12 protein-coding genes are annotated in these 12,387 nt (G+C 66.1%); 8 read left to right on the top strand and 4 right to left on the bottom strand.

The window, feature by feature from the left end; translation table 11 throughout:
* Positions 1-7 precede the first annotated feature (7 nt).
* Genes WC704_RS04575 through phbB form a run of 3 tightly spaced genes read left to right on the top strand, consistent with a single transcriptional unit; the run spans position 8 to position 4,017 of the window.
* Positions 8-2,245, top strand: coding sequence for a molybdopterin cofactor-binding domain-containing protein (locus WC704_RS04575; protein ID WP_372888813.1), 2,238 nt, complete (start codon positions 8-10; stop codon positions 2,243-2,245).
* On the top strand, positions 2,245-3,258 hold the full coding sequence (hemH, locus tag WC704_RS04570; RefSeq protein WP_372888812.1) for a ferrochelatase: 1,014 nt from the start codon (positions 2,245-2,247) through the stop codon (positions 3,256-3,258). Before WC704_RS04575 ends, hemH begins: the two co-directional genes overlap by 1 nt.
* A 36-nt stretch (positions 3,259-3,294) precedes the next feature.
* A complete protein-coding gene (gene phbB, locus WC704_RS04565; RefSeq protein WP_372888811.1) occupies positions 3,295-4,017 on the top strand; it encodes an acetoacetyl-CoA reductase in 723 nt (240 codons plus the stop codon).
* Between the two features lie 116 nt (positions 4,018-4,133).
* On the opposite strand, the gene WC704_RS04560 is transcribed toward phbB, so the two are convergent.
* On the bottom strand, positions 4,134-4,556 hold the full coding sequence (locus tag WC704_RS04560) for a glycine zipper 2TM domain-containing protein (RefSeq protein WP_372888810.1): 423 nt from the start codon (positions 4,554-4,556) through the stop codon (positions 4,134-4,136).
* Between the two features lie 149 nt (positions 4,557-4,705).
* On the opposite strand from WC704_RS04560, the gene WC704_RS04555 reads away from it, so the two are divergent.
* Positions 4,706-5,701, top strand: coding sequence for an esterase-like activity of phytase family protein (locus tag WC704_RS04555; RefSeq protein WP_372888809.1), 996 nt, complete (start codon positions 4,706-4,708; stop codon positions 5,699-5,701).
* 6 nt (positions 5,702-5,707) lie between these two features.
* Here WC704_RS04555 and rpmB read toward each other — a convergent pair whose 3' ends face one another.
* Positions 5,708-6,010, bottom strand: coding sequence for a 50S ribosomal protein L28 (gene rpmB, locus WC704_RS04550; RefSeq protein WP_010406662.1), 303 nt, complete (start codon positions 6,008-6,010; stop codon positions 5,708-5,710).
* Between the two features lie 177 nt (positions 6,011-6,187).
* Here rpmB and WC704_RS04545 point away from each other — a divergent pair, with 177 nt between their 5' ends.
* The 3 genes from WC704_RS04545 (at position 6,188) to WC704_RS04535 (ending at position 8,396) form a co-directional block, all read left to right on the top strand.
* The gene (locus tag WC704_RS04545) at positions 6,188-6,475 is read left to right on the top strand and encodes a hypothetical protein (RefSeq protein ID WP_372888808.1); all 288 of its coding nucleotides are present in this window, start codon (positions 6,188-6,190) and stop codon (positions 6,473-6,475) included.
* Between the two features lie 78 nt (positions 6,476-6,553).
* Positions 6,554-6,982: a nucleoside deaminase gene (locus tag WC704_RS04540; RefSeq protein WP_372889095.1), complete on the top strand. Its 429-nt coding sequence runs from the start codon at positions 6,554-6,556 to the stop codon at positions 6,980-6,982.
* Positions 6,983-7,070: 88 nt separating this feature from the next.
* Positions 7,071-8,396, top strand: coding sequence for a hemolysin family protein (locus tag WC704_RS04535; RefSeq protein ID WP_372888807.1), 1,326 nt, complete (start codon positions 7,071-7,073; stop codon positions 8,394-8,396).
* A gap of 727 nt (positions 8,397-9,123) precedes the next feature.
* On the opposite strand, the gene WC704_RS04530 is transcribed toward WC704_RS04535, so the two are convergent.
* Both WC704_RS04530 and purD read right to left on the bottom strand, forming a co-directional pair.
* Positions 9,124-9,678 (bottom strand): helix-hairpin-helix domain-containing protein, encoded by a 555-nt coding sequence (locus WC704_RS04530; protein WP_372888806.1) that lies wholly within the window; start codon positions 9,676-9,678, stop codon positions 9,124-9,126.
* Between the two features lie 38 nt (positions 9,679-9,716).
* Positions 9,717-10,982: a phosphoribosylamine--glycine ligase gene (gene purD, locus WC704_RS04525; protein WP_372888805.1), complete on the bottom strand. Its 1,266-nt coding sequence runs from the start codon at positions 10,980-10,982 to the stop codon at positions 9,717-9,719.
* Here purD and xseA point away from each other — a divergent pair.
* Positions 10,982-12,364: an exodeoxyribonuclease VII large subunit gene (xseA, locus tag WC704_RS04520; protein ID WP_372888804.1), complete on the top strand. Its 1,383-nt coding sequence runs from the start codon at positions 10,982-10,984 to the stop codon at positions 12,362-12,364. The two genes, purD and xseA, sit on opposite strands and share 1 nt — an antisense overlap.
* Positions 12,365-12,387 lie beyond the last annotated feature (23 nt).

Here is a 12,387-nt window from a genome sequence, read left to right as displayed (position 1 = left end):
CAAGGCGATGGCTTTCCCCGCACCCCCGAAGATCGATCGTCGCACGCTGTTGATCGGTGGTGGGGCGGGGGTTGGGCTGGTGGTGGCGTGGGGGCTGTGGCCGCAGCGCTATTCCGGCAATCTCACCGCCGACAAGGGCGAAAGCGTGTTCGGCGCGTGGCTCAAGATCGGCGATGACGGGCATGTCACCGTGGCGGTGCCGCAAGCCGAACATGGCCAGGGCGTCTATACCACGCTGCCGCAAATCATTGCTGATGAACTGGGCGCGGACTGGCGCACGGTTGCGGTGGAGGCGGCGCCGTTCAACCCGCTTTACGCCAATATGCTTGGCGCGCGCGCGCTGTTCGAGCAGCCGGGCGGCGGGATGGTCGAGGCGTGGCGCGATGCCCATGCCGGGCGAATGGGGCTGATGCTGACCGCCGGATCGACCTCGGTTCGCGCGTTCGAGGATCCGCTGCGCGCGGCGGGCGCGGCGGCGCGCGTGCTGTTGTGCAAGGCCGCAGCGCGGCGCTGGAAGGTCGAGTGGCAGGGTTGCACCACAGCCGAAGGTTTCGTCATCCACGGCAACAACCGGCTGCGCTTTGCCGAACTGGCGGCAGAGGCGGTGGGGGGCACGCTGCCCGATCCGCTGCCGCTGCGCGGGGATGGTGGCGACCGTTTGTCGGGCCAGTCGCTGCCCCGGCTCGATGGCCCGTCCAAGATCGATGGCTCCGCCAATTTCGCGGGCGATGTGCGCTTGCCCGACATGGTCTATGCCAGCATCCGTCAGGGGCCGGTGGGCGACAGCAGGCTGGTGCGGGTTGACCGGACGGCGGCGGAGCGCGTTCGCGGGGTGTTGCACGTCGTCACCAACGATCGCTGGGTCGCGGCGGTCGCCAATAATTGGTGGGCGGCGAACACCGCGCTCGATGCGCTCGCCCCACGCTTTGAGACCAAAAGCCGCCTGGTCAGCACCGCCAGCATCAACACGGCGCTGAAGGCCGCGCTCGACGGGCCCGGTGCGCGCATTGCGCGACAGGGCGATTTGTCGGCGGTGTTCAAGGGCGCGCGCGTGGTGACCGCCGATTATCATGTCGGCCTTGCCGCGCACGCCGCGATCGAGACGATGACCGCGACCGCGCACTATCGGGATGGGCGGCTGGAGCTGTGGTTGCCGACCCAGGCGCCGGGGTTGGCGCGCAGTGCGGCGGCGGCGGCGATTGGCCTGGCCGAGGATGCGGTGCTGGTGCATCCGATGCTGATCGGCGGCTCGTTCGGCGCGAATCTGGAAACGCAGTGCGCGGCGCAGGCGGCGGTGCTGGCGCACAGCCTCACGCGCCCGGTGCAACTGGTGTGGAGCCGGTCGGAGGATCTGCTGCACGACCGTTATCGTCCCCCGGCGATGGCGCGGATGGCGGCGCGGCTCGGTGGCAACGGGCAAATCCTCGGCTGGCTCGCCAAGATTGCTGCCCCCGCGACCGGGCGGGAACTGGCCGGGCGCTTGCTGGCGCACGATGCGGGGTTCCGCGCGGCGCAAGCCGTTGCTCCCTTCGGCGATGGCTATGCGGTGGCCGGGGCCACGCCCTTCTACCGGATTCCGGCTTATGCGATCGATCATCACCCGGCCGATATCGGCGTGCCGACCGGGCATTGGCGCTCGGGCGCGCATAGTTACACCAGTTTTTTCACCGAATGCTTTCTCGACGAACTGGCGCATGTCGCGGGGACCGAGCCGTTGTCGTTCCGTATCGGAATGCTGGGCGGGGATGCGCGGCTGGCGCGGTGCCTGTCGACGGCGGCTTCGCTCGGCGGTTGGGAGGGCGGCATCGCCGGTAGCGGGCAGGGCATTGCCTGTCACAGCTTTCGCGGCAGCCATATCGCGGTGCTGGTCGAGGCGCATGTCGGCGAGGGGCAGGCGGTCAGCGTCGATCGTATCGTCGCGGCGGTCGATTGCGGGCGGCAGATCAACCCCGACATCGTCCGCCAGCAGATTCAAGGCGGGCTACTGTTCGGCATGGCGGCGGCGACGGGCAGCGCGACCGGGTTCAAGGCCAATCTGGCCGAGGCGCGCGGCTTTGGCGATCTCGGCCTGCCACGGCTGGCCGACACGCCCGACATTACGGTCGAACTGATTTCGAGCGAGGCGGAACCGGGCGGGGTGAGCGAACTCGCCGTGCCGCCGGTCGCGCCCGCCATCGCCAACGCACTGCAAGCCGCGACGGGGTATCGCTTGCGCCGCCTGCCGCTCATTCCGGGAACCGTGTGATGTCTGTCCTCCTCCCCGCCGGACACCCGGTGATTCCCACGCCCAGAATTGGCGTGTTGCTCACCAATCTCGGCACGCCTGATGCGCCCGATGCGAAATCGGTGAAGCGCTACCTCGCCGAATTTCTGTCGGATCGGCGCGTGGTGGAAATTCCGCCCTTGCTGTGGCAGCCGATCCTGCGCGGTATCATCCTCAACACCCGGCCCAAAAAGTCCGCCCATGCCTATGCCCAGGTGTGGAGTGCAGATGGCTCCCCGTTGGCGGCAATCACCAAGGCGCAAAGCGCGGCGCTGCAAGGCGCCTTTGGGCCGAACGTGCTGGTCGATTGGGCAATGCGTTATGGCAATCCCGCGATCGGCGATCGTTTGCAGGCGATGAAGGATGCGGGATGCGAGCGCATTCTGGTTGCCCCGCTCTATCCGCAATATTGCGGGGCGACGACCGCGACCGCCAATGACAAGGCCTTTGCGGCCCTGGCCAAGATGCGCTGGCAACCCGCCGTGCGCACCCTGCCGCCTTATTATGACGATCCTGCCTATATCGAAGCACTGGCGCAATCGCTGACCGCCGGGCTCGCCGCGCTCGATTTCGAGCCGCAGGCGATTATCGCCAGCTTCCACGGGATGCCGCAGCGCACGCTGGAATTGGGCGATCCCTATCACTGCCATTGCCAGAAGACCGCGCGCGTGTTGGGCGAGCGCTTGGGCCGACCGTTGACGGTCGCGTTCCAGTCGCGCTTCGGGCGCGCAAAGTGGCTGGGCCCCGCGACCGACACCACGCTCGATGCGCTGCCCGCCCAGGGTATTACCAGGGTCGCGATTTTCGCGCCGGGTTTTTCCGCCGACTGCCTCGAAACGCTGGAGGAACTGGCGATTCGCGGGCGCGAAAGCTTCGAAGAAAAGGGCGGCACCCACTTCGCTTACCTTCCCTGCCTTAATGCGGGGGAAATCGGGATCGATATGTTGCGTGTTTTACTTGCGTGTCAACTTGAAGGGTGGACGCCGTCCGCGTAGCGTGGGCTGGGCGATAGATCCTAAGAGGAGAGTTTGATGACACGCGTCGCGATCGTAACCGGCGGCACTCGCGGGATTGGGGAGGCGATCAGCCTCGCGCTGAAGGATCAAGGCATGACGGTCGCTGCGACCTATGCCGGCAATGATGACCGCGCGCGCGAATTTACCGAACGCACCGGCATCGCTGCGTTCAAATGGGATGTGGCGGATTACGATGCCTGCCAGGAGGGCACGGCGAAGGTGGTCGAGGCGTTGGGGCCGGTTGACGTGCTGGTCAACAATGCCGGCATCACGCGCGACGGTACGATCCTGAAGCTCACTTATCAGGCGTGGAAAGAGGTGATCGACACCAATTTGGGCGGTTGCTTCAACATGGCCAAGGCGGTGTTCCCGGGGATGCGCGACCGTAAATGGGGGCGGATCGTCAATATCGGGTCGATCAACGGCCAGGCGGGCCAATATGGTCAGGTCAATTATGCCGCCGCGAAATCGGGCATTCACGGCTTTACCAAGGCGTTGGCGCAGGAAGGCGCGCGTGCGGGCGTAACGGTGAATGCGATCGCGCCGGGCTATATCGATACCGACATGGTCGCGGCGGTCCCGGCGGATGTGTTGGAGAAAATCGTTGCCAAGATCCCGGTCGGGCGACTGGGCCAGGCGAGCGAAATCGCACGCGGCGTCGCTTTCCTGTGTTCGGAGGAAGGCGGGTTCGTCACCGGCTCGACGCTCAGCATCAATGGTGGGCAACATATGTATTGAGTGCCGGGCGCGCGCCGCGCCCCGAAAATGAAAGGAGGCCGGTTTCCGCAGGGAAACCGGCCTCCGCCCTCTGTTACGCAACACAGCGGGGCGTTCTTAAGGGCGTGGGCGCGTGTTCAGCGGCAATAGCCCGGCTGGCCGTCCTTCTGGATCGCGCGACCGGCGAGCGCACCGCCGCCTGCACCCAAAACGGTGCCGAGTGTGCGATCCCCACGACCGGCAATCACGTTGCCGAGCAACCCGCCCGCGATCGCACCGATGATCGTGCCACGGTCGCTGTTGCAGCGGTTGCGCGCGCGGCTGTAATAGCGGCGATCCTGATAATAGCCATCGTTGCGATCGTCACGATAATCGCGGCGGTCGTCCTGATAGGTGCGATGGTCGCGATATCCGTCGTCGCGATTATAGCCGTCGCGATAGGCTTGGTCGTACGCATAAGCCTGCCCGCCATCATAGCGTTGGGCAGCGGCAGGGGTGGCGGCCAGACCGGAAGCGGTCATGACCATTGCCGTGGCGGCAAGCGTCAGTTTCTCGAACATGGTGCATCTCCCGGTTGGTGTTCCGATAGTGGGGTTATGCTCGAGTCGGGCTGAGGTGAGCCTGAATGGGCTTGTTAGCCGCGGTTCATCGACGCAGCGGCGCGCAAATCGCTGTTGCGCGGCGATGCCGCCTCCCGCAGGGGCTTCGGATGCGCATTTTCTGGTCGGTTTTGCTTCTCTTGCTGCTCGTGCCGGACGCGGTGGTCCCCGGGCGGCGGATTGTGCTGGGAGCGGACCCGTTCTTTCACGCCGATCGTGTTGATCTCGATCCCGCGCGACCAACCTTAACGCGCGTGGGGGATCTGGTGTGGCTGGGCGGGGTGCAATTGCGCAGCCATGATCCGCAATTTGGCGGCTTCTCCTCGCTGAGCATAGCGGGGGATCGCTTTACGCTGCTGAGCGACAGCGGCGATATCGTCCGATTCGCGATGGGGGCGGACTGGCGGGTGCGGAATCCGAGTTTCGCGGAATTGCCCGCCGGGCCCGGCATCGGCTGGTTCAAGCGTGACCGTGACAGCGAATCGATGAGCATCGATCGCAAGACGGGGGAGGTCTGGGTTGGGTTCGAAAGCTACAACCAGTTTTGGCGGTATGATTCGCGGTTTCTGCGCGCGGTTGGCCATGTCGCGCCCCCGGCAATGGCGCGCTGGCCGGCAAATCAGGGGCCAGAGGCGATGACCGTGCTGCCCGGCGGGGGAATGGTCACGATCGCCGAGGCCGATCCCTGGCCCAAGGCACGCGGGCGCGCGGGCATCGTCTTTTATGGGGATCCGGTGCGGCGGCCACGCTGGGGCTTTCGCTTCAACTACATCCCGCCACGAGGGTACGATCCAAGCGACATGACCGTGCTGCCCGACGGGCGCTGGCTGATCCTCAACCGACGATTCGCCTGGGCGCGCTTTTCGAATGTGTTGACGGTGGTCGATCCGGCGCAGGTCAAGCCGGGGGCGAGCGTGCGCGGGCGCGACATCGCAACGCTGGCCGCACCGTTGATCCACGACAATTTCGAGGGCGTGACCACGACTCGCGAAGGCGCTGCAACGATCATCTGGCTCGTCTCGGACGATAACCAGTTGTCGGTACAGCGCAGCCTGTTGCTGAAGTTCAGGCTCGATCCGGTCGCGCCGAAGCGCAACCGGAACTGAGGGGTTTTACGCGGCAGCCTGCGGTGCGGCGGTCAGCTTCTTGGCGACATCGCGCTTCAGGCGACGCGCGCGCAGCGACAGCTTGTCGTCAGTCGTCTTGACCAGCCAGTTGTCGAGGCCGCCGACATGCTCGACCGAACGCAGGCCGTGTGCCGAGACACGCAGCTTCACGCTGGTGCCGAGCGCGTCGGAGATGAGCGTGACGTTCTGCAGGTTCGGCAAGAACGTGCGCTTGGTCTTGTTGTTCGCGTGGGAAACGTTGTTACCCACCATCCGGCCCTTGCCGGTCAGTTCGCAGATGCGCGACATCGTGAATTCCTGAATGTCCGTGAGCCCATGAAGAGGCTCGTGAAGGCGGGGCGCATACCGAACGTAAGCGCGGCGGTCAACCGTCCGGGTCGATTCGATATGGTGATGCAACCATAAGCGTCGACGCCGGTTTGGTTACGGTAACGATTCGATGTTGCAGAACACGGGAGAAGATCCATGCGCTTTCTTTTAGCTTTAGTCGGCCTTGCCGCGCTTGCCGTCGTCGCGCTTGTCTCGCTCGGAATGCTCAAGATCGACACCAAGGCGGGCACGCTGCCGACGCTCAGCGTGAATGGCGGCAAGGCACCGGAAGTGAGTGCCAACATGGCGACCGTCGAACTCGGCACCGAAAACAAGACGATTGAAGTGCCGACGGTCGGCACCACGACCAGGACGATTGCGGTGCCGACGCTGAAGGTCAACAAGCCGGTCAGCGCCGATGGCAACGCCGTTACGACGCAATAATCGGTCGGGCGCTGCCACGATTTGCCGATTCGGCAGCAAGTGGGGCATGGCAGTGCAATGTTTCCGCTCCCCCTCCCGATGCGTGCCGCGCTTGCCGCCGCTGCCGATGCGGCGGCGGCGGGGGAGGTTCCGGTCGGCGCGGTGGTGGTGCTCGACGGGCGCATCATCGCGACCGCCGCGAACGCACCCCGCGCGCTGCATGACCCGACCGCCCATGCCGAAATGCTGGCGATTCGCGCGGCGGCGGCGGCAATCGGATCGGATCGATTGAGTGATTGTGATGTGTGGGTAACGCTGGAACCGTGCGCGATGTGTGCCGGCGCGATCGCCCATGCGCGAATCGCGCGGCTTTATTATGGGGCGAGCGACCCGAAGGGCGGGGCGGTCGAATATGGGCCACGCCTATTTTCGCAGCCGACGATTCACCATCGACCCGAGATATTTCCAGGGATCGGTGATGGTGAAGCGAGCGCGCTGTTGCGGGATTTTTTCGGCGCGCTCCGCTGATTTTGCTCGCCCATCCCAAATAACCGCGAGGCGATCGCCCTCGCGCGGTTGTGAAATGGCGCGATTCGCGCAAAGGAGGGGGTGCGCCATGCCACCGCTCCCCCCCTTTCCCTGGATCGACGTCGCGATCATCTTCGCGCTGATCGTGTTGAACGGCGTCTTCGCGATGTCAGAACTGGCGATCGTCTCGTCGCGCAAGGCGCGGCTGGAGGCGATGGCGCGTACCGGACATCGCGGCGCGCGCACCGCGCTGACGCTGGCGGCGGACCCGGGCAAGATCCTGTCGACGACGCAAATCGGCATCACGCTGATCGGCATTCTGGCGGGTGCCTATTCGGGCGCGAGTCTCGGCGGCCCGGTCGCGGCGCGGCTGCATTTTCTGGGGCTGAGCGCGGCGACGACCGAGAGCGTCGGCTTCGCGATCGTCATTGGCATTACGACCTATGCTTCGCTGGTGATCGGCGAGTTGGTGCCCAAGCAAATCGCGTTGCGCGCGCCCGAGCCGCTGGCGGCGGCGATGGCGGGGCCGGTGCTGGCGCTCGCCTGGGGTACCGCGCCCGTTGTGTGGCTGCTCGATTCGTCGTCGGGGCTGTTGTTCCGCCTGATGGGCCTGAAGCGCGAGACCGAGGAGCATGTCACCGCCGAGGAATTGCACCTGATCGTCGCCGAGGCGAGCAAATCGGGCGTGATCGAGGAGCATGAGCGTTCGATCATCTCGGGCGTGGTGCGGCTGGCGGACCGCCCGGTGCGCGAGGTGATGACGCCGCGCACCGATATCGAATGGATCGACGCGACGCTCGACGATGCCGGGATTCGCGCGGCGCTGGTGGGTGCCTCGCACAGTCGTTTACCGGTGACCGAAGGCTCGGTCGATACCGTGATCGGCGTGGTGCAGGCGCGCGACATCGCGGTCGCTTTGTTCAAGGGTGAACCGCTCGATCTGCGCGCGCTGATGCGGCAGGCGCCGGTGGTGCTCGACCAGATCGACGCGATGGATGCGCTCGACGCGCTGCGCCAGGCCGAAGTGCCGATGGCGCTGATTCACGACGAATATGGCCATTTCGAAGGCATCGTGACGCCGGCGGACCTGCTTGCCGCGATCGCCGGGGAGTTCGCCTCGGATACCGACCCGGATGAGGCCCCCTCGGTGGTGACGCGCGATGATGGCTCGCTGCTCGTCGCCGGGCAAATGGCGGTCGATACGCTGGCCGAACGGCTCGGCATCGATTTGCCCGAGGACCGCGATTACGCGACCGTCGCAGGGCTCGCGCTCGCGGTGTTCCGCCATTTGCCGGGCGAGGGTGAAAGCTTCGTCGAGCAAGGCTGGAAGTTCGAGGTGGTCGATCTCGACGGCCGCCGCATCGACAAAGTGCTGGTCAGCCGCGCGCGGAATGCGGGGTATCGCCGGGGATAGCGCTTTCCGCGCGGCAAAGGCTGCGCGAGCAGGCTTGCGGTTTGCGAATGGCGAGTAGCGGGTGGTTAGGAGCCCGGCAGCTATTGACCGGCACTCGGCCTTAGCAGACGTTCGCAAGATGCTTCTCACTGTCGCTACGAACGCAAGGAGGTTTTTAATTCCCCACTGGCTGCGCTGGCATGAAGCATGGGGTCCGCCCGCGCCAACCGTACCGTCTCAGTGGACCTGCGTCCGATCCAGCCTGATGCTCATGAGGGCTTTCGATCGCTGCGGAATCCGAGCGACGATACAAAGCGGTCAGGCTCCGAAGGCATCACAGGAGCTTCCCGGCAACGATTGCGGAGTCTTCACTGCCAATGGGTGGGAGGGCCATGCTTGGGTCGAAGCGAACGGCTTCGTGATCGATATAACTGCCGACCAGTTCGGACACGCGCCCATAATCGTCACACCAGCGGGCGACCCCACATACCGACCTGCGTTGGATGCGACGCACCGGCTCACTCCGACCAAATCAGGGATCGCGGCGATCGATCTAATTTGGCCCTTGTGGTGTAGCTACGCGGACCAGCAACGTCCGCTGTTAGGAAGCGAGTGAGCCACGCTGGAAGGCGGCAATCGGGCGATTGTGCCCGATCCCATTGGCGCGGGCTGCTTGACCAAGGCGTGCCACCGTTCGACGATACCCCCAGCAGGTGACGGTGTCAGCGCCCGGCCGATCGACGCGCGGTTACCCGCCCAACTTCCCGAACGCGGCCTCATAAGCCGCACGGTCGCCCGCGCTCAGCAGCTTGGCTTGCTCGATCCAGCGGTCGCGTTCCATCCGTCCCTTGAAGGCGCCGAGCTTGGCGTCGAGTTCGGCGGCGGCTTGCGGGGTGAGCGCTGCGATTTGGGCGACGCTGGTGATGCCGTGCTCGCCGAGCGTGGTGGCCAATTTGGGGCCTAACCCTTTGATCGTGGTGAGATCGTTGGCAACCGGCAGCGCTTCCGGTGCGGCGACGGGGGCGGGCGCGGGTATTGCAGGCGCGGGCGCGGGTGCATTGCCCGTCGGGCTTTCGTCCATGCCCTGCACCGTCGCGGGTGTGGTCGCGCCGTGTTCCTCGGCGACCGTGAAATCTTCCTCCATTTGCTGCTCGGCCTCGGCGCGGCGGCGGCGCAGGACCGTGCCCCACCAGATCGCCAGAATCGCCGCAAGCGCGAGCGCCGCCATCAGCACGACGTGCGTGACCGTAATCGGCCCGACGATGTCGATCGCTTGGTTGGGGCTTTGCGGGCCGCTGGACATAGGGGTCTCCTGCGTTTTCGTAAGGTTAGCGCAACCGGTTAGCCCGCGTCGCGTGCAATTTCGCGCCAGCCGATGTCGCGCCGGTGAAAGCCGGTCGGGAAGGCGATCGCATCGACCGCGCGATAGGCCGCCGCCTGCGCTGCGGCAATGTCGGCACCGAGCGCGGTAACCGCCAGTACGCGCCCGCCGCTTGCCACGATCTGCCCGTCCTGCAGCCGCGTACCCGCCTGGAACACCGTCGCGCCGGTCGCTTCGGCGTCAGCAATGCCGTCGATCCCCCCGCCGCTCGCGGGCGTGCCGGGATAGCCATTGGCGGCGAGCACCACCGTCAGCGCGGTCTGCTCGCGCCATTGCACGGGCGCGCGCTGCCCGAGCGTGCCATTGGCCACCGCCAGCAGCAGCTCCAGCAAATCCTCGTCGAGCCGCGCCATCAGCACCTGGCATTCGGGGTCGCCGAAGCGGGCATTATATTCGATCAGCTTGGGGCCATCGGCGGTCAGCATCAGCCCGGCATAGAGTACGCCGGAGAAGGGTGTGCCCGCTTCCGCCAGCGTGGCCACGGTCGGACGGACGATCTCGTCGATCGCGCGCTGTTCCAGCTCAGGCGTGAGAACGCGCGCCGGGCTGTACGCGCCCATGCCGCCGGTATTGGGGCCGGTATCGCCTTCGCCGACGCGCTTGTGGTCCTGTGCCGAACCGAAGGCGAGAATGTCGGTGCCGTCGGTCAGCACGAACAGGCTGGCTTCCTCGCCCTCCAGAAACTCCTCGATCACCGCTTCCCCGCCGCGCGCGCCGAACAGATCGGCCAGCGCGGCTTCCGCTTCCTCGCGCGTGGTCGCCACGGTCACGCCCTTGCCCGCCGCCAGGCCATCGGCCTTGACCACCACCGGCACGCCGAAGCGATCGAGCGCAAAGCGCGCTTCGGCGCGACTTGTCGCATGGACATAGCCTGCGGTCGGGATGCGCGCGCGGTCGCACAGCGCCTTGGTAAAGGCTTTTGATCCCTCCAGTTGCGCGGCAGCCTTGTTCGGCCCGAACACCAGGGTCCCGGCGGCGCGCAGGCTGTCGCCCAGGCCATCGACCAGCGACGCTTCGGGGCCGATCACCACCAGATCGACCGCATTTTCCTGCGCAAAGGCGATGACGGCGCCGTGGTCGGTCACGTCCAGCCCTGCAATTTCGGCATGTGCTGCAATGCCCGGATTGCCGGGTGCGGCGAACAGTGTACCGAGGCGCGGTGATTGCGCGAGCTTCCATGCCAGCGCATGTTCGCGACCACCCGAGCCGATCAACAGGACATTCAATGGCGGACCCTTTTCTAGAGATTGCCCGGCAAGAGGGCGTCGGCTCGCTCGTAGCCGAGCCGGTGGCGGGGGACAACGCCGCGCCGATGAGCGTGGGCGAACTGGCCGGCAAGCTCAAGCGGGTGGTTGAAAGCGAGTTCGGCCATGTCCGCCTGCGCGGCGAGATTTCGGGCTATAAGCGCGTCGCTTCGGGCCACGCCTATTTGAGCCTCAAGGACGATAGCGCCGTGATCGACGGTGTGATCTGGAAGGGCAATGTCGCGCAATTGGGCTTCACTCCGCAGGATGGGGCGGAGGTGATCGCCACCGGCAAGATCACCACCTATCCCGGCCGTTCCAAATATCAGATCGTGATCGATCGCATGGAGCTGGCGGGCGAGGGCGCATTGATGGCGCTGCTCGAAAAATTGAAGGCCAAGCTGGCGGGCGAGGGGCTGTTTGCGGCGTCCGCCAAGAAGCGCCTGCCGTTCCTGCCCGCGCGCATTGGCGTGGTCACTTCGCCGACCGGTGCGGTGATCCGCGACATTCTCCACCGGCTCGAGGATCGCTGCCCGACGCATGTGCTGGTGTGGCCGGTCAAGGTGCAGGGGGCGGGATCGGCCGAGGAAGTCGCCGCCGCCGTGCGCGGCTTTGATGCGATGCCGCCGGAGACTCGCCCAGACCTCGTCATCGTCGCGCGCGGCGGCGGTTCGATCGAGGATCTGTGGTCGTTCAATGAAGAGGTCGTCGTGCGTGCGATTGCGGCGTGCAGCATCCCGATCATTTCGGCGGTGGGGCATGAGACCGACACCACGCTTGCCGACTTCGCCGCCGATCTGCGCGCGCCCACGCCCACGGCTGCCGCCGAGATGGCGGTGCCGGTGCTGGCCGATTTGCGCCTGACGCTGGCGGGCTATGGCACCCGCACCGAGAAATGCGCGCGGCGCTATGCCGATCGCGGGCGCGAACGGCTCGATGCGCTGGTGCGGGTGTTGCCGCGTCGCGACGCGCTGCTTGGGCCACAGCGGCAGAAGGCGGACGATCTTGGCGCGCGGCTCGATCGCGGGCTGGAGCGGCGGGTGGTGGTGGCGCGCGGGCAGCTTGATCGTTCGGCGGGGGCGCTGCGCCTCGCGACGCTCGACCGGCAATTGGAGCGCGCGCGGGATCGGCTGGCGGCGACGTGGCGGCTGGTCGAATCGCTCGGGCCCAATGCCATTCTCGATCGCGGCTATGCCTTTGTCTCGGCGCGGCCTTCCGGTGCCGTGGTCGGCTCCGCCGGTGCGGCGCGCGCGGCGGGTACGGTCACGCTCCACTTTCGCGACGGCGAAGTTGACGCCAAGGTTGAGCGCGCGGGCACCAAAGCCTATGGTGTGCCCAAGCCGGAGCAGCCGACGCTGTTTTGATCCACCCATGCTATTGAAAAGCG

This window comes from Sphingomonas sp., assembly GCF_041661885.1.
Taxonomy (GTDB): domain Bacteria; phylum Pseudomonadota; class Alphaproteobacteria; order Sphingomonadales; family Sphingomonadaceae; genus Sphingomonas.
The sequence above is the reverse complement of the archived record's forward strand: the minus strand, read 5'-3'. Positions and strand labels throughout refer to the sequence as shown.